Source organism: Mycolicibacterium litorale, assembly GCF_010731695.1.
In the GTDB taxonomy this organism is placed as follows: Bacteria; Actinomycetota; Actinomycetes; order Mycobacteriales; family Mycobacteriaceae; genus Mycobacterium; species Mycobacterium litorale.
This window is the reverse complement of record NZ_AP022586.1, coordinates 1046882-1064024: the sequence shown is the minus strand read 5'-3', so window position 1 is coordinate 1064024 and position 17143 is coordinate 1046882. Positions and strand designations below refer to the sequence as shown.

18 protein-coding genes are annotated in these 17143 nt (G+C 69.9%); 4 read left to right on the top strand and 14 right to left on the bottom strand.

What is annotated here, in order from left to right:
- Positions 1-3 precede the first annotated feature (3 nt).
- The gene (locus tag G6N30_RS04990; RefSeq protein WP_134060604.1) at positions 4-408 is read right to left on the bottom strand and encodes an Rv2175c family DNA-binding protein; all 405 of its coding nucleotides are present in this window, start codon (positions 406-408) and stop codon (positions 4-6) included.
- A gap of 36 nt (positions 409-444) precedes the next feature.
- Between G6N30_RS04990 and G6N30_RS04985 the strand changes: the two genes are divergently transcribed.
- Positions 445-1644 (top strand): protein kinase domain-containing protein, encoded by a 1200-nt coding sequence (locus G6N30_RS04985; protein WP_134060605.1) that lies wholly within the window; start codon positions 445-447, stop codon positions 1642-1644.
- Positions 1645-1659: 15 nt separating this feature from the next.
- Here G6N30_RS04985 and G6N30_RS04980 read toward each other — a convergent pair whose 3' ends face one another.
- From G6N30_RS04980 to G6N30_RS04970, 3 genes are read right to left on the bottom strand one after another with little or no spacing between them, the layout of a single operon-like run.
- Entirely contained in the window at positions 1660-3057 is a 1398-nt protein-coding gene (locus tag G6N30_RS04980; protein ID WP_134060606.1) for a class II 3-deoxy-7-phosphoheptulonate synthase, read from the bottom strand.
- Between the two features lie 33 nt (positions 3058-3090).
- Positions 3091-3588, bottom strand: coding sequence for a polyadenylate-specific 3'-exoribonuclease AS (locus G6N30_RS04975; RefSeq protein ID WP_134060607.1), 498 nt, complete (start codon positions 3586-3588; stop codon positions 3091-3093).
- Positions 3588-4466, bottom strand: coding sequence for a hypothetical protein (locus tag G6N30_RS04970; RefSeq protein ID WP_134060608.1), 879 nt, complete (start codon positions 4464-4466; stop codon positions 3588-3590). The genes G6N30_RS04975 and G6N30_RS04970 overlap by 1 nt, the downstream gene beginning before the upstream one ends.
- Positions 4467-4550: 84 nt before the next feature.
- On the opposite strand from G6N30_RS04970, the gene G6N30_RS04965 reads away from it, so the two are divergent.
- A complete protein-coding gene (locus G6N30_RS04965) occupies positions 4551-5834 on the top strand; it encodes a glycosyltransferase 87 family protein (RefSeq protein WP_134060609.1) in 1284 nt (427 codons plus the stop codon).
- On the opposite strand, the gene G6N30_RS04960 is transcribed toward G6N30_RS04965, so the two are convergent.
- The 5 genes from G6N30_RS04960 to G6N30_RS04940 form a co-directional block, all read right to left on the bottom strand.
- Entirely contained in the window at positions 5795-6514 is a 720-nt protein-coding gene (locus G6N30_RS04960; protein WP_134060610.1) for a lysophospholipid acyltransferase family protein, read from the bottom strand. The two genes, G6N30_RS04965 and G6N30_RS04960, sit on opposite strands and share 40 nt — an antisense overlap.
- Positions 6515-6599: 85 nt before the next feature.
- Complete coding sequence (locus tag G6N30_RS04955; protein WP_134060611.1) at positions 6600-6974, bottom strand: hypothetical protein; 375 nt, start codon at positions 6972-6974, stop codon at positions 6600-6602.
- Positions 6971-8236 (bottom strand): ArsA family ATPase, encoded by a 1266-nt coding sequence (locus G6N30_RS04950; RefSeq protein WP_134060612.1) that lies wholly within the window; start codon positions 8234-8236, stop codon positions 6971-6973. Before G6N30_RS04950 ends, G6N30_RS04955 begins: the two co-directional genes overlap by 4 nt.
- A complete protein-coding gene (locus G6N30_RS04945; protein WP_134060613.1) occupies positions 8233-8670 on the bottom strand; it encodes an SRPBCC family protein in 438 nt (145 codons plus the stop codon). The genes G6N30_RS04950 and G6N30_RS04945 overlap by 4 nt, the downstream gene beginning before the upstream one ends.
- Before the next feature lie 55 nt (positions 8671-8725).
- Positions 8726-9115 (bottom strand): polyketide cyclase / dehydrase and lipid transport, encoded by a 390-nt coding sequence (locus G6N30_RS04940; protein ID WP_134060614.1) that lies wholly within the window; start codon positions 9113-9115, stop codon positions 8726-8728.
- A gap of 62 nt (positions 9116-9177) precedes the next feature.
- Between G6N30_RS04940 and G6N30_RS04935 the strand changes: the two genes are divergently transcribed.
- A complete protein-coding gene (locus G6N30_RS04935; protein ID WP_134060615.1) occupies positions 9178-10977 on the top strand; it encodes an AMP-dependent synthetase/ligase in 1800 nt (599 codons plus the stop codon).
- Here G6N30_RS04935 and speB read toward each other — a convergent pair.
- On the bottom strand, positions 10974-11930 hold the full coding sequence (gene speB, locus G6N30_RS04930; RefSeq protein WP_134060616.1) for an agmatinase: 957 nt from the start codon (positions 11928-11930) through the stop codon (positions 10974-10976). The genes G6N30_RS04935 and speB overlap by 4 nt on opposite strands.
- A 119-nt stretch (positions 11931-12049) precedes the next feature.
- Here speB and G6N30_RS04925 point away from each other — a divergent pair, with 119 nt between their 5' ends.
- A complete protein-coding gene (locus G6N30_RS04925) occupies positions 12050-13576 on the top strand; it encodes a PucR family transcriptional regulator (RefSeq protein WP_234880354.1) in 1527 nt (508 codons plus the stop codon).
- Between the two features lie 7 nt (positions 13577-13583).
- Here the strand turns inward: G6N30_RS04925 and G6N30_RS04920 are convergent, their stop codons facing one another.
- The 4 genes from G6N30_RS04920 to G6N30_RS04905 form a co-directional block, all read right to left on the bottom strand.
- The gene (locus G6N30_RS04920; protein WP_134060617.1) at positions 13584-14711 is read right to left on the bottom strand and encodes a glycosyltransferase family 4 protein; all 1128 of its coding nucleotides are present in this window, start codon (positions 14709-14711) and stop codon (positions 13584-13586) included.
- 10 nt (positions 14712-14721) lie between these two features.
- Positions 14722-15468: a peptidase gene (locus tag G6N30_RS04915; RefSeq protein ID WP_163687879.1), complete on the bottom strand. Its 747-nt coding sequence runs from the start codon at positions 15466-15468 to the stop codon at positions 14722-14724.
- A 79-nt stretch (positions 15469-15547) separates the two neighbouring features.
- Positions 15548-16675 (bottom strand): peptidoglycan hydrolase RipC, encoded by a 1128-nt coding sequence (ripC, locus tag G6N30_RS04910; protein WP_134060619.1) that lies wholly within the window; start codon positions 16673-16675, stop codon positions 15548-15550.
- A gap of 152 nt (positions 16676-16827) precedes the next feature.
- Complete coding sequence (locus G6N30_RS04905; protein ID WP_134060620.1) at positions 16828-17076, bottom strand: hypothetical protein; 249 nt, start codon at positions 17074-17076, stop codon at positions 16828-16830.
- Between the last annotated feature and the right edge of the window lie 67 nt (positions 17077-17143).

Below are 17143 nucleotides of genomic sequence, written 5' to 3'. Positions count from 1 at the left end.
CGGTCAGTAGGCCATAGCCTGCGCGCGGCGGAGCACCTCACGGGCCTGGTGCGAGCGCAGCGCGTCGACCGGCCGGGCGTTGGTCTGCCGTTCGGTGGACCCGTCGCGGCTGATGGTCAGCGACGGATCCGGGGTGAACAGCCACCGCACGATCTCGTTGTCGCGGTAGCCCCCGTCGCGCAACACCACCAGCAGACCCGGCAGCGGTTTGACCACGTGACCGCGGTCGTCGAAGAAGGCCTTGGGCACCACGAACTTGCCGTCGCGCCGGACGGCCATCAGCTGGCCCTGACGCAACAGGTGGTGCACCCGCGTGACGGCCATACCGAGCATGTCGGCGACCGTCGGCAGGTCGTAGACGGGTTCGTCGGGATCGAGGACGTCGTCGGCGGCCGGAATACTGCTCACCGCACCGAGTCTAAGGCCACCGGCGCGCCTCGTAACATGTGTTCGGTGGAGGCCTACCCGCAGTCGGACCCGCTCGTCGGCGCCGTACTCGACGGCCGCTACCGCGTCGACGCGCCGATCGCCACCGGCGGGATGTCCACGGTGTACCGGGGCCTCGACGTGCGGTTGGACCGTCCGGTCGCGCTGAAGGTCATGGATCCGCGTTACTCGGGCGACGAACAGTTCCTCACCCGATTCCAGCGCGAGGCGCGGGCGGTGGCACGCTTGAAGGACTCCGGGCTGGTCGCCGTCTACGACCAGGGCATCGACGGCCAATACCCGTTCCTGGTCATGGAACTCGTCGAAGGCGGCACACTGCGCGAACTGTTGCGCGAACGCGGCCCGATGCCGCCGCACGCCGCGGCCGCCGTGCTGGCGCCGGTGCTGTCGGGACTCGCGGTGGCCCACCGGGCCGGACTGGTGCACCGCGACGTCAAACCGGAGAACGTGCTGATCTCCGACGACGGCGAGGTCAAGATCGCCGATTTCGGGTTGGTCCGGGCCGTCGCCGAGGCCAAGATCACCTCGACGAGCGTGATTCTCGGCACCGCGGCGTACCTGTCCCCCGAACAGGTCGGCACCGGTGACGCCGGCCCGCGCAGCGACGTGTACTCCGTCGGCGTCATGGCCTTCGAACTCCTCACCGGCGTCACCCCGTTCGCCGGGGACACGCCGCTGACCGTGGCCTACCAGCGCATGGACAATGACGTCCCGCCGCCGGGGTCGGTGATCTCCGGTGTGCCAGCGCAATTCGACGAGCTCGTGCTGCGCGCCACCGCGCGCGACCCGGCCGGCCGCTACGCCGACGCGCTGGAGATGGGCGCCGACCTCGAAGAGATCGCCGAGGAACTGCGGTTGCCGACGTTCCGGGTGCCCGCACCGCGCAACTCCGCGCAGCACGCCTCGGCCGTGCTGTATCACAGCCGACTGCCCGACCAGCAGGCCACCACCGACACCACCGTCCGCCCGCCGGCACCTGCCCCGCCCCGCCAGCACACGCGGGTGTTCACCCGGGATTCGGGTGAGATCGCTTATCCCGCATCGCAATTCGCCGGGGTGGACATCGACGAGTTCTACTGGGCCCGCCAGCGCGCCAAACGGGCGCTGCTGTTCTGGGTGATCGCCGTCGTCACGCTGGCCGGACTGCTGGCCGCCGCAGCGTGGACGCTCGGGAGCAACCTGCAGAACCTGCTGTGACCTACCTGCTGTGAGTCAGTCGCGCAGCATCTCCGCGACCAGGAACGCCAGCTCGAGACTCTGCTGGGTGTTCATCCGCGGATCGCAGGCGGTCTCGTAACGGCCGGCGAGGTCGGTGTCCGAGATGTCCTGCGCGCCGCCGAGGCATTCGGTGACGTTCTCGCCGGTGATCTCGACGTGGATGCCGCCCGGATGGGTTCCCAGCGCGCGGTGCACCTCGAAGAAGCCCTGCACCTCGTCGACGATGCGGTCGAAGTGGCGGGTCTTGTAACCGGTCGAGGACTCGTGGGTGTTGCCGTGCATCGGATCGCACTGCCAGATCACTTGGTGGCCGCTGGCCTGCACCTTCTCGATGATCGGCGGCAGCAGGTCACGCACCTTGCTGTTGCCCATCCGGGTGACCAGGGTCAGCCGGCCCGGCTGGTTGTGCGGATCGAGCCGCTCGACGTACTCGACGGCCAGCTCCGGGCTGGTGGTCGGGCCGAGCTTGACCCCGATCGGGTTCGCGATCGTCTCGACGAACGCGATGTGCGCGCCGTCGAGCTGGCGGGTGCGCTCACCGATCCAGACGTAGTGCGCCGACAGGTCGTAGAGCCGCGGCTCCGGCGCATGGACGGGGTACTCGGTGGACAGCCGCAGCATCGCCCGCTCGTAGTCGAGCACCAGCGCTTCGTGGCTGGCGAAGATCTCGGCGGTCTGCAGGTTGCGGTCGTCCACCCCGCAGGCGCTCATGAAGGTCAGCGCCCGGTCGATCTCCCCGGCGAGCGCCTCGTAGCGGGCGCCGGCAGGCGAGGTGCGGACGAATTCACGGTTCCAGTCGTGCACGCCCTGCAGCGCAGCCATCCCCGACGAGGTCAGCGCGCGGACCAGGTTCATCGCGGCGCTGGCGTTGGCGTAGGCGCGTACCAGCCGCGACGGGTCGTGCTGGCGGGCCGCCGCATCCGGGGCGAATCCGTTGATCATGTCGCCGCGGTAGGACTTCAGCCCGAGCGCGTCGATGTCGGACGACCGGGGTTTGGCGTACTGCCCGGCGATGCGGGCCACCTTGACCACCGGCATGCTGGCGCCGTAGGTGAGCACGACGGCCATCTGCAGCAGCGTGCGGATATTGGCGCGGATGTGCGGTTCGGTGTTGTCGACGAACGTCTCGGCGCAGTCGCCGCCCTGCAGCAGAAACGCTTTGCCGCGGGCGACGTCGGCGAGCTGGGCCTTGAGCTTCTCGATCTCCGAAGGCACCGTGACCGGCGGAACGCTCTCGAGCACCGTGCGCATCGCCTTGGCGGCGTCGGCGTCCCAGCTGGGCTGCTGCACCGCCGGTTTGGCCAGCGCGGAGTCCAGGCGCTGGCGCAGCTCATCCGGCAGGGGCGGCAGGTCGGGGAGCTGGTCGATGGGGATGTCGACGGTCCAGTTCACCCACTCATGGTAACCGTGTCCGCGCACCCGCTTTCACCAGCGGTTCTGCTCACCCAGGCCGGTCATCGTGCGGAACCGCAGCAGGTTGTGCCGGGCGTCGACGAGCGCGTCGTGGGCATCGCGGGGCCGCGGCGGCATCCGGGGCGAGCCACGGTCTTCCCAGAACTGGCGCAGTTCGCGGGTGAACCGGGGTATCGCAGGCGGCAGCGCGGTCATCGGCCCCCACAGCTGGCAGAGCACCACGTGGTCGTAGGCGCCGACCCAGGCCCACAATTCGATCGGCTCGTCGCCGTCGATGCCGAAGAAGTCCTCGAGTTCGGAGCGGATCTCCCGACGCGAGCGCCACGACTTCGACGCCGGCGACGGCAGCTTCGGCAGCACGTGTTTGCGCACCCAGGTGCCGGCCCGCTCCGGGTCGAACTCGGTGGACACCGCGTAGTACTCGCGGCCGTCCTCGGCGGCCACCCCGATCGAGATCAACTCGATCGTGCGGCCGTTGTCGATGAACTCGGTGTCGTAGAAGAACCGCACTAGACGGCGGCCTTCTCGACGGCGGGAACCTTCTGCGGCGGCGCCGGGGCGGCGTGGATCTCACGGTCCAACTGTTCGTCGACCTTTGCATCGTCGGGGAACTTGGGCATCCCGGCGATGGCGTCCTGCAACCACAGTTTCGCCTGCACCACCGGTCTGCGCAGCCAGCGCTCCCGTTCGAGCGCCCTGTGCATCTTGCGCGGCCGGTTCGTATAACGCCAACGCGCCCACGGCGCGTGCGGGCGCGACAGCCGCACGGCGCCGACGACCAGCAGCGGCGTGATGAACATGCCGACCAGGCCGGTCCACACCTTGCCCTTGAACAGCACCACCACCGCCAGCATCAGCGTCGCGACGGCCAGCGCGATCACACTCGCCCGCGCCGCCACACTGTGGTCGTCACGCCAGATCCCGATGTCGAAGAACGACAGCGGGTTGAACCCGAGGATCAGCAAGCCGGCCACCGCCACCGCCGCGAACACCGCGTCCACCGAGGTGCGGCCGTCCTCGGACCAGTACACGTCCGACAGATGCAGGATCAAGGCGAACTCGTCGAGCACCAGCGCGGCGCCGATCCCGAAAAGGATTGCCGCCGCCGTGAACTCGGGTACTCCCCCGTTGACGGCGAGGGTGACCATGGTGAGCCCCGACACCATCACCAGGATCACCCCGATCACGACGTGGTGGATGTGCATACCGCCCGCGCCGGCTATGTTGCGCGGCTGCCACCATCTGCGGGGGGCATCGCTGTCGGCGTGACTTCGGATGTAGCGCACGATCGTGCGGGTCACGAAGAAGGTGAGGATGAAGGCGACCAGGCAGCACAGCAGCGGTAGGCGATCGAGGGTGAGGAAGTCCAGCTGCAGGGTCAGACGCACGCTGAAAACTTACGCCGACCTGCGCGTGGCGCGACCGGGATACCGGCCGACTCGCCGGAGGCCACCGATACTCTGGTCGGCGACATGAGTACTCGGCGGACGCCTGCTTGGGCGCCAACCCTCGCGTGGCGGACGTTCTGCCTCATCACCCTCGGCGGGCTCGGGTGGGCCGGTTGGCGGATGCTCGGGCATGCGCCGTACCGGATCGACATCGACGTCTACCGCATGGGCGGGCGGGCCTGGCTGGACGGCGACCCGCTCTACGCCGACGGCGCGATGTTCGCCACCCAGGGCGGGCTCGACCTGCCGTTCACCTATCCCCCGCTGGCGGCGATCGTGTTCTCGCCGTTCGCGGTGATGTCGCTGCCCGCGGCCAGCGTGGTGATCACCGCGATCACGATGCTGTTGCTGATCGTCGCGGTGCTGATCGTGCTGACCCGGCTCGACGTCTGGGCGGTCAGCAGGGTGACGACGCAGCCGGCGTGGTTGCGGCGCACCTGGCTGGCCGCGGCCGTCGTGGCGGTCGCGGTGGTGCACTTCGAGCCGATCGAGGCGAACTTCGATTTCGGCCAGATTAACGTGGTGCTGATGACGCTGGTCATCGCCGACTGCGTGCCGCGACGCACCCCGTGGCCGCGGGGTCTGCTGGTGGGGCTGGCGATCGCGCTGAAGCTCACCCCCGCGGTGTTCCTGCTCTACTTCCTGCTGCGCCGCGACTTCCGCGCGCTGCTGGTGAGCGCCGCCTCGGTGATCGGGCTGACGCTGCTGGGCTTCGCGCTGGCCTGGCGCGATTCGTGGGAGTACTGGACGGAGACGGTGCGCAACACCGACCGGATCGGCACCGCCACCCTGAACACCAATCAGAACATCGCCGGTGCGCTGGCCCGGCTGGGCCTGGGCGAAGACCTCCGGTTCGTGGTGTGGGTGCTGGCGTGCTTCGCGGTGCTGGGGCTGACGGTGTGGGCGGCGCGCCGGGCGCTGCGGGCCGACGAACCGGTGCTGGCGCTGATCTGCGTGGCGATGTTCGGCCTGGTGGTCTCACCGGTGTCGTGGTCGCACCACTGGGTGTGGTCACTGCCGGCGGTACTGGTGACCGCGGTCGTGGCCTACCGCACCCGGCACCGGGCGCTGGCCGTGGTCGCCGCGGCGGGCTTCGCGCTGATGGTGTGGTCGCCGATCACGCTGCTGCCCGAACACCGCGAGACCACGGCGTCGCTGTGGCGGCAGTTGGCCGGCGGCTCCTACGTGTGGTGGGCGCTGCTGGTCATCGTGGCCGCGGGCACGCTGTCCGCACGGTCCACCCACCGCCCCGAACCGGCGACGGCGGCTCAGCCCGCGGCGGCCTCCGGCAGCCGCGCGGCCGGCTGAGCCACCGCGGTGCCCTCTTTGACGTCGGCGGCGTAGAGGTCGACGTACTCCTGGCCCGAGAGCCGCATCAGCTCGTACATGACCTCGTCGATGACGGCGCGCTCGATGAAGCGGTTGCCGGCGAGCCCTTCGAAGCGGGTGAAATCCATCGGCTTGCCGAACTTCACCTCGACCTTGCCGAACCGCCACATCTTGCTGCCGGGCGGGTTGACGACGTCGGTGCCGATCATCGCGACGGGGATGACGGGCATGCCGGTCTCCAGCGCCAGCCGGGCCAGGCCGGTCTTGCCCTTGTAGAGCCGTCCGTCGGGTGAGCGGGTGCCCTCGGGGTACATGCCGAGCAGCTTGCCCGCGTCGAGGATGCGCTGGGCGGTGTTCAACGCGCTCTGCGCGGAGTCCGCATCCGTGCGGTCGATCGGCACCTGTCCGGCGACGGTGTAGAACCACCGCTGGAACCAGCCCTTGAGACCGGTGCCGGTGAAGTACTCGGCCTTGGCCAGGAACGTGATGCGCCGGCTCACCACCAGCGGCAGGTAGAAGCTGTCCGCCACCGCGAGGTGGTTACTGGCGAGGATCGCCGCTCCGGAGCGGGGAAGGTATTCCAGCCCTTGTACTTTCGGGCGCCCGAGCAGGTACAGCAACGGGCCCATGAAGATGTACTTGAACAGCCAATACCACATGGACCCTCCGCATCGGGCGCACCTACCGGACGGTGCCCTGCGACAACTTTACCCAGGCGCTGTGGAGACGACCACAGCACGGACCTCACTCCTGGACGGTCACCGGAATGTGCTGATAACGGCCGGGGCCCGGCGGCGGCTCGTCGGGCGGCGGCGGGGACGACGGCGGCGGCGGGGGCGGCTGGGGTGGCGGCCCGGCGGCGTCGATGTCGTCGACCAGTGCGCGCAGCACGTTGAGGAGCGCCACGCTGTGCTCGGCGACGATGTCGAGCAGCGGGTGCTTCTCGTCCTGGATGAGTGCGGCCAGCGCACACACCGGGCACCACACCTGCTGACAGCTGCCGGGTTGGTCCGCACTGCTCGCGCGGGCGGCGGCGAACCGGATCACGGGGTCGACACGGGCGAGGATCGCCTGCGCGAGCGCCCTGAGCTCCGGACCGAGGTCGGGATGATCGGTCATGCCGGCCACACCTCCGGATTCGGTCGGAATCGCACCGTCAGCTCGCTTCCCCGCAGTGCCGCGTCGGTGACGATGCACCTGCGCAGCACGGACGCGAGTCGGACCCGGCGCCGCATAGCGCCCGCACCGATGATCAGGTCGTCGTCGACCCGACCCAACGTGAGTTCGGCGGAATCGACCTGCGGCAACTCTAGCCGCAGCCGGTACACCGCATCGAGGCCGGTTCCCGACTCGCGGTCGACGACCGGCCGCACGGGCGCGGGCGGCGCCGCCCCGTCGCGCCTGCGCGCCGCGTCGAGCAGCTCGCCGAGCGCTTTGGGGCCGATGGGCTCCCCCGGGAGGTGCGGCACCAGCACGAGCGCGACGTCCCCGATCGCGGTGTCGAGGTGGTCGAGAACCGTCTTCTGCTCGGTGATGCGTTCGGCGTACCAGTCGAACGCCGGGTGTTCGGGCAGGTTGCGGTACTCGAACGAATCATCTTGCAGCAGAACCTGATTGACGAGCAGCTCGGCGACCCGTACGCCCATCAGCGCCAGCGAGCCGAGGGTGCGGGCCGCTTCGGCGGCCACCACCCGCTCGGCGGTGAGCACCAGGTGGGCGCTCACCCGCGAGGCGTCGGTGAGCAGCACACCCAGCCGCTGGGTGGCCGTGTCCATCCGCTCGACCAGATCCACCATCGCCGCCGAGGCCGCATCGTCGGCCGCCCGGGACAGCCGGCGATGCCGGGGCCAGGCCCGCTCCAGGTAGAGCCCGAGCGTGCCGGGCAGGGTGAGCATGCGCAGCGCGTCGGCGGTCGACGCGCAGTCGACCACCACGTGATCCCACCGGCCGCTGCCCGCGAGCTCGGCGACCTCATGCAGCCCGAGCACCTCCTGAACGCCGGGGAGTGCCGAAAGCTCCTCTGGCGCAACGTCACCGAGATCGGAGTCGGGGAAGCGCGCCGAGATGGGGCCGGCGATCTCGCGCCAGCGTTCGGTCAACAGTGCCAGCGTGTCGAGTGCGAGCGCGTCGAGCGAGCCACCGGCGTCCGGCGTGCCCGCGTCGAGGTCGGCGAGGATCCGGGTCGGCTCCCGCTTGCCGGTCGGGATGACGGTCACGCCCAGCACGTCGCCGGTCGAATGCGCCTGATCGGTCGACACGATCAGCACCCGCCCGCCCGACCGCGCCTCGCGGACGGCGGTCGCCGTCGCGAGCGTGGACTTACCTACCCCGCCCTTGCCGACGAAGAGGCTGATGCGGGCCGCGGCGCCACTGGGGTTCACTCAGCCTCGACCCGTTTCTTCAGATCCTTGAGCGCGGTCTCGGTCAGCCTGCGTTCGGCCTTGCGTTTGAGCAGGCCGATCATCGGGATCATCAGGTCCACAGCGAGTTCGTAGGTGACCTCGGTGCCAGACCCCTTCGGCGCCAACCGGTATGCGCCTTCCAGCGATTTCAGCAAAGAGCTCGACTCGAGCGTCCACGTGACCGAGTTCCGATCGGCGGGCCACTGGTAGGACAGCACCATGGTGTCCTTGAGGACGGCGGCGTCGAGCACCAGGCGCGCCGTCTTCGGGTAACCGTCGGCGTCGGTGTCGAGCACCTCGGTCTCCCGGTACTCCTTGACCCAGTCGGGATACGACCCGATGTCGGCGATGACGTCCATCACCGTCGCAGGATCGGCCTCGATGTAGATCGTCTGCGCCGTCTTGTCCGCCACGTGCCCGTCCTCCTCAAGCCGAAATGTACCCTCACGCCCGCGGCTCAACCCACCCTCAGGCCAGCCGCGACACCCCCACCGGCCGCGATGCCTCCAGGGTCCGCTTGAGCTCGAACGCCATCTTCTTACCCGCCACCCGCCGGTCGTGATTGAGTTTGGCGAGCTTCATCCTGGCCAGCTCCCGGGCCGAGACGCCCGCCGGTTCGGCGTGCAGGAAGTAGTGCAGGATCACCCCGTCCAGCGACGGCTCCAGCCAAACCTCCATGGTCCCGATCAGCGCCCCGGTCACCGTCCAGCGGTGCCCGGCGGGGCCGCGGTCCTCCACGACCGTCAGCCGCAGATCCGGCCACCAGCGCCGCCAGTTCGCCGGTTCGGCGACCGCCCGGCCCACGTCAGCGGGGTCGGCGGCAACGAACGTCTCGTCGGCGATCTGGATGCTGTTCATCGTCCTCCAAGCTTCACACACGACCGTCGGACCCCGCCCGGCGGCCGACTACGCTGAACAGCGTGCCTGAGTTCAGCGTGCCCGCGTCGTTCACCGTAGGAGAACGAGACAGCGTCGTGAGCGCCGTGTTCGACCACGAGCGCAACGACCCCGACCACGTCATCTTCCGGCGTTCGGTCGACGGCGTGTGGACAGACGTCACCTGCGCCGAGGCGGCCGCCCAGATCCGTTCGGTCGCACTGGGTCTGATCGCATCCGGCGTGCAGCCGGGTGACCGCGTCGCACTGTTGTCGGCGACCCGCTACGAGTGGCCGATCATCGACTTCGCGATCCTGGCCGTCGGCGCGCTGACCGTCCCGATCTACGAGACCTCGTCGGCCGAACAGATCCGCTGGGTGCTGTCCGATTCGGGCGCGGTACTGGCGATCGCCGAGAACGACGCCCACGCCGACAAGATCGAGCAGCTGCGCCGTGACCTGCCGGATCTGCGGACTGTCCTGCGCATCGAGGGCCCCGGACCCGGTGCACTCGAGGCCCTGGCCGAGGCCGGGCGCGCGCTGGCCCCCGAAGAGCTCGACAACCGGCTCGCGGGCATCCGCTCCGCCGAACCGGCCACGATGATCTACACCTCGGGCACCACCGGCAGGCCCAAGGGCTGCCAGCTGACCCACGCCAACCTGGTCTACGAGATCCGCGGCGCCAAGAGCTGCTTCCCCACCCAGCTGGACAAGGGTGAGCGGATGCTGGTGTTCCTCCCGCTGGCGCATGTGCTGGCCCGCGCGATCACCATCGCGGCGTTCGCCAACAAGGTGACCCTCGGGTTCACCAGCGACATCAAGAACCTCGTCCCGATGTTCGGGGTGTTCAAGCCCACCCTGGTGGTCTCGGTGCCGCGGGTGTTCGAGAAGGTCTACAACACCGCCGAGCAGAACGCCCGCAACGACGGTAAGGGCCGCATCTTCGACATCGCCGCCGCGACCGCGATCGACTACAGCCGCGCCCTGGACTCCGGCGGCCCCGGACTGCTGCTCCGTGCCAAGCACGCGGTGTTCGACCGGCTCGTCTACGGCAAGCTGCGTGCGGCACTGGGCGGCGACTGCCGTGCCGCGATTTCGGGCGGGGCTCCGCTCGGCGCCCGCCTCGGCCACTTCTACCGTGGCGTCGGCCTGACCATCTACGAGGGCTACGGGCTGACCGAGACCAGCGCCGCGATCACCGTCAACCGCGTCGATGACATCAAGATCGGTTCGGTCGGGAAGTTGCTGCCGGGCAACAGCATGCGGCTCGATGACGACGACGAGCTGCTGGTCAAGGGTGGCGTGGTGTTCGGCGGCTACTGGCACAACGAGGAGGAGACCGCGAAGGTCTTCACCGACGGCTGGTTCCACACCGGGGACCTGGGCGCCATCGACGGCGACGGTTTCCTCACGATCATCGGGCGCAAGAAGGAGATCATCGTGACCGCCGGCGGCAAGAACGTCGCTCCGGCGATCCTGGAGGATCAGCTGCGGGCCCATCCGCTGATCAGCCAGGCGATGGCGGTCGGCGATGCCCGGCCGTTCGTCGGCGCGCTGATCACCATCGATCCCGAGGCGTTCGAGGGCTGGAAGCAGCGCAACGGCAAGGACAGCGGTGCGTCGGTCGGCGACCTCGCCACCGACCCCGACCTGATGGCCGAGATCGACACCGCGGTCAAGCAGGCCAATCAGGCGGTGTCGAAGGCCGAGGCGATTCGCAAGTTCCGCATCCTGCCGGTGGACTTCACCGAGGACACCGGCGAGCTGACCCCGACGCTGAAGGTCAAGCGCAAGGTGGTCGTGGAGAAGTTCGCCGCCGACATCGAGGCGCTCTACGCCCGTTAGCCGCTGCTCACCATCAGCGACACCAGGTCGAACACCACGGTGGCCGCTGCCACGCAGGTGATCTCGGCATGGTCGTAGGCGGGGGCCACCTCGACCACGTCACCGCCGACGATGTCGAGCCCGTGCAACCGGCGCAGCATCCGCAGCAGTTCCCGGGCGGTGAGCCCGCCGGATTCCGGGGTGCCGGTGCCGGGGGCGAACGCCGGGTCGAGCACGTCGATGTCGATCGACAGGTAGACGGGAACGTCACCGACGCGGCGGCGCACGGTGTCCACCGCGGCGTCGATGCCGATGACGTCGAGGTCGCCCGCACGGATGATCTTGAAGCCCATCTCGGCGTCGTCGCGCAGATCGAACCGGTCGTAGATCGGACCCCGGATGCCGACGTGGATCGAGTGGTCCTCGACCAGCAGACCCTCTTCGAACGCGCGCCGGAAGATCGTGCCGTGCGTGACCGGGGCGTTGAAATAGGTGTCCCAGGTGTCGAGGTGGGCGTCGAAGTGCACCAGCGCCACCGGGCCGTGCACGGCGTGCAGCGCCCGCAGATTGGGCAGGGCGATGGTGTGGTCGCCGCCGATCGACACGATCCGGCGGCCCCCGCCGCCGAGGATGTCCGAGGCGTGGTTCTGGATCTGCCGGCACGCCTCGGCGATGTCGTAGGGCGTGACGGTGACGTCGCCGGCGTCAACGACCTGCACCCGTTCCAGCGGGGCGACACCGAGTTCCACGTGGTAGCCGGGGCGCAGCGTGCGGGCGGCCTGACGCACCCCCATCGGGCCGAACCGGGCACCGGGCCGGTACGAGGTGCCGCCGTCGAACGGCACACCCAGGATGGCGATGTCGTAGTCGCTGACCTCTCCGATGTTCGCGATGCGGGCAAAGGTGCCCTTCCCGGCGTAGCGGGGCACCTCGGTGGCCGGCACGGCGCCCACGGGGCCCGACGTATCGGTCACGAGCTCACGTTCGCTGAGGGTGGCATCGCCCCAGCGTGCGGCCGTCGCCCCTGCGTGTCGAGTCGACACTTGACACAATCCGCGCATGGGGTTTGAGCACCTGCACAAAGGGGCCGCATGTGGCGCTCACCGTCGGTGACCTCCTCGAGATGCCGCACCTCGGCCTCGAGGTGCTGTCGGGCGGGACCGGGCTCGGCCGGCCGGTGTCCTGGACGCACACCTCCGACCTGCCCGAACCGTGGCGATGGATCACCGGTGGGGAGCTGCTGATGACCAACGGGCTGTCGTTCCCGAAGACGGCCGCCGAGCAGGAGACACTGCTGACCAAGCTCGACGAGTCCGGGGTCGCGGGACTGGCGATCGGCGAGAAGATGTACTGCCCGCGACTGACGCAGCGGTTCACCCGCCGCAGCGACCGGTTGGGGTTCCCCGTCCTGCGGATCCGCTACCCGTTGCCGTTCGTGGCGATCTCGCGGGCGGTCGCCGAGGCGACGCTGGTCGACCAGTCCAGCCGGCTGTCGCGCACCGTGCGGATCTACGACGTGCTGCGCCGTCACATCGGAAGCGCTTCTCCCCCAGCTGATCTGGTCGCCACGCTGGCCCGCGAGCTGGGTTGCGAACTGCACGTCTGCGACCGGCGTACCGGTGATCCGTGGTTCCCGCAGACACCGTCGCTCGACCCGGATCTGCGCGATGCGGTCGTCGAGTTGTCGGAGCACTCCACCAACGTGGCGGCCGGCGTGTACGGACTGTCCGGCGCGGGTGCGCAGCCGGCGATGCTCACCGACATCCAGCGCCACCCCGAGGCGGCGCTGGTGGTGATCCCGCGCGACGGCGACCGGGTGGATCCGATCCGATTGCAGCACACAGCAACCGCGATAAGCCTCGCATTGTCGGAAGTGCAGCTGGCGCTCGAACACGAACGACGCGAACGCGCCGCGCTCCTGGAACGGCTGCTCGAGAACCGCATCGACCGGCACGCGGTCGAATCCCGGCTCGGCGAACTGCGCCTCGACCCCGCGGACGCCGTCCTGGTCGCGGCACGCCGCAGCGACGAAGCGCGCGCGCTCACCATCCACAATGCGTTGTGGCGCAATGACCTTCCCTACCTCTGCACGTTGCGGGAAGGACTGCTCTACGCGTTGGTGCCCGACCGGTCGGGCTTCGAGGCCGTGCTGTCGCGGGCGCTGGGGCCCTCGGCGCGCATCGGGATCAGCGCGCTGCTCGGCTCGATCAGCCGGTTCCCGGAGGCGGTCCGCGAGGCGTCGTGGGCGCTCTCACTCGCCAGTCGCCGCGACATCGCGGTCTCGGGGTACGGCAGCGAGGAGCCGTGGCTGGGCCTGTCGAACGTCGGCGATGCGCAGGCCCTCGTCGACCGCGTCCTCGCGCCGCTGCGCGCATACGACGACCAGCATCAGTCGAATCTGGTCGCGACGCTCGACGCCTACCTGCGTAACCAGCGGTCCTTGCAGCTGACCGCCACGGCGCTGTGCGTGCACCGCCAGACCGTGCTGTACCGGATCAAGCGCATCGCGGACCTGACCGGGCTCGACCTCGCCGAGACCGATGCGGTGGCCACGCTGTGGCTGGCGCTGCGGGCCGCCGCCCTCCTCGATGCGGAGGAGCCGGCGACCCCGTACTTGTGAGAGATCGTCAGAGCAGTTCGGACAGCCGCGCGGCGCGGGTGGGCCACTGCCAGTTCTCCAGCGCCCACCTCCGGCCCGCCTCGCCCATCGCGGCGGCGCGGGCGGGCTCGGCCAGCAAGTCGCCCACCGCGGTCGCGACGGCGCCGACGTCGGTGCCGTCGACGACGAACCCGGTCTCCCCGTCGCGCACGGTCTCCGGTGCGCCGCCGGAGCGGCCCGCCACGACGGGCACCCCGGTCGCCGACGCCTCGAGGTACACGATGCCGAGCCCTTCGACGTCCAGGCCTGCGCCCCGGGTGCGGCACGGCATTGCGAACACGTCTGCCAATGCATGGTGGGCGGGCAGTTCGTCCCCGGGGACGCCGCCGGTGAACCGCACGTGCTCACTGACGCCCTGCTGCTGGGCCAGCCGCTGCAGGGTCGTGCGGTAGGGCCCGCCGCCGACGATCATCAGCACCGCGTCCGGCACCCGCCGCCGGATCGCAGGCAGTGCCCGGATCAGCATGTCCTGTCCCTTGCGGGGCACCAGCCGGGACAGGCACACCACGACCGGACGCTCTCCCAGGCCGTAGCGGGCCCGCAGTTCCCCTCGCGCGTTCGGATCGGGCGCGAACCGGTCGGTGTCCACGCCGGGCGGTAGGTGCTCCAGCGCCGCGTGCGGCCCGAACGCCGCGGCGAACCGGCCGCGCGTGTATCGGCTGACGAACGTGACCACGTCGGTGTCATCGCCGATGCGACGCAACGCCGTTCGCGCCACCGGCAGCATCGACCAGCCGACCTCGTGGCCGTGCGTGCTGGCGATGACCCGGTCCGCACCCGCGCGCCGGGCGATCGGGCTGAGCAGCGCGAGCGGGGCGGCCGCACCGAACCACACCGTGTCGATGTCGTGGCCGGCGATGAGCCCGCGCATCCGGCCGGCCACCGACGGTTCGGGCAGCATCAGCGTGCCGGGATGCCGGATCACCTCGTATCCGGCCGCCCGGTCATAGTCCGCGGCGTTCTTCCACGCAGGCGCGTAGACGGTCACCTGGTGTGCCCCGGCCGCCACGACGTGGTCGACGAACGCCTCGAGGTAATTCTGGATGCCGCCGGCGCGCGGCGGAAAGTCGTTGGTGACCAGCAGGACCCGGGACATCGCGCTCAGGTTAACCCTGCGGCCAGTGCCGCCAGTCGGCCAGCACCTCGTCCAGGTCGGCACCCAGGGTGTCGCGTACCGCGGTCGCCACATCGGAATGTCCGGGGCCGCAGGCCTGGACATACAGCGCCCGCAACCGGGGCGGGCCGTACCGGTCGGCGACGTAGGAGGCGAACCGCCAGGCCCGGTCGTATGCCTGCGCCCGGGTGGGGCCGGGGGTGTCGAGGTCGCGGTCGGACGGCAGGCCGGTCGCGGCGTCCGCAGCGGCGGCCGCGTCGGCCGGTCGGGCGATGTAGTCGGCGACGCCTTCGGTCAGCCAGCGGGGCGCGTCGGCTGCGGTGTCGTCCCGCACCGCGTGGTGGAACAGTTCGTGGCGCACCACGATTCGCAGGGCCTCGTCGCTCATGCCTGCCGAACCGGGAGCGAAGACGATGCGCTCGGCGGTGGTCGCGGCGGCGATGTCGGCTCCGCCGCCCGCGAGCGCCGCGAACTGCCGGTCGGACGCCGTCGCGACGATCACGATCTCCCGGCGCCAGTCCGGACCCCAGAAGCGACTCACCGCGTCGGCCGCGGCGGGCAACTCGGCGGCGATCCGGTTCAGCAGCGGAGCGCTGTGCGCGCCACCGAGTGCGATCAGCTGCGCGTGCCTGCCGCCGGGCAGCTGCATCGTGGTGCTGGCCGGCCCGGTAGCGGCGGGCTGGTCGACGATCGTGGCGAGCGGGACTTGCGCCGGCGGTTCGGACCGGTTGAGCAGCATGACGCCGGCGAGGAACTCGGCCAACAGCAGGGCCAGCAGCACCCGCCGTGGCCTGACGGCGGAGGTGATGACGGCGGACTCAGTAACGACGGACGTTGTGGATCGGCGCGTTGTTCACCGGGGCGACACGCACCGGGGTGCCGTAGGTCGACGCGTGCACCATCATGCCGTCACCGATGTAGATGCCGACGTGCGAAGCGTCCGAGTAATAGGTGACGAGGTCACCGGGCTGCATCTGGTCCATCGACACCGGCTGTCCGCCGCGGGCCAGCGCCTGGCTGGAATGCGGCAACGAGATGCCCTCCTGCTGGAAGGCCCACATCACGAGCCCGGAGCAGTCGAACGAGCTGGGGCCGGAGGCGCCCCACGAGTACGGGGAACCGATCCGGCTCAGCGCGGCCTGGACGGCGACGGCGCGGCCGGGCCCGCTCGGAGCAGGCGGGGCGATGTCACCGGGCGGAATCGCCCCCGGCGGGGCCGCGAGCACACCGGGATCGTTGGCGGGCGGCACCGCGACCGGAACCGGCGCGGGCACGGGAGGCGCGGGCGGCAGCGCGGCCAGCGCCTCGCGCTGATTCGGGGTGAGCGCCTCGTACTGGGACTTCACGACGGCGATCTGGGTCTGCAGCCGGCTCTGCTTGTTCTGCAGGTCGGCGCGGACCTGGGCGGCCTGCTCGGCGGCGGTCTTGGCGTCGGACGCGGACTTCGCGGACGCCACCTCCGCGGCGGCGGCGCGGGCACTGACATCACGGAAGCCCGCCATGCGGGCGGCCATCTCGCCGGCCATCACCCGCTGCACCGAGAGCTGGTCGATGAACTGCTGCGGGGAGTTTGCTGTCAGGATGGCGCTCATGCCGTCGGTGCGGCCACCCATGTACTGGGTCGCGGCCACCTTGTTCACCGCAGACTGGAACGTCGCCAATTGGGCCTTGGCCTCCTCGGCAGCGGCGAGGTCGGCCGCGTGCCTGGCTTCGGCGGCCTGCTGCGCGGCCAGCTTGTCGTTGAGGTCGAGCTGCGCGGAATGCATGGCCTCGGTCGTCTGCTCGGCCTGCCGCGACAGCTCGTTGAGCTTTGCCAGTGCGTCGTCGGCCGGATCGGCCAGCGCATTGCCGGCCAGCACGGAGGAGAACACGGCCAGCGCTGCTATCGCACCGACGGCGGGTCGCTTAAGAACACGGATGCCCCACTGCGCGCGAACGAGCCTCAAGATTTGCGTCCTTTAACTGGCGTAACGAGCCGCCTCGAACTGCTCGAAGGTCTCAGACAGGTTACGAAACGGCATCGGGCTTGTCCAACAGGAGAGCCAAATTTAACAGGTGTCGAGGGTGTTTTTCTTCCCGCCGTTTCGCGGGAGGGGGTTCAGGCAACGCCCGAATTGTTTTGCCGGTGAATCGGAACAAGGCGCAACCTCGGGGCCAATCCGGCCTCGGCCAGCACTTCCAGGGCGCGACGCTCGTCGACGAGCAACGTCTCGGGAACCCCGAGCAGCACACTGACGACACAGTCCTGACATCCCGGTCCGCGGACCGCGCAGTCGTCGCAATCGATGATGACCGTGTCCGCGTCCGCGCCCGGATCCGCTCCGCGCGGGTGGTTGCCGTGTGCCATCTGGCCGTCCTCTCAATCGGTGTTGCCCGCACGCTAGCGACGGCCACCGACAGACCGCCGCCTCCGC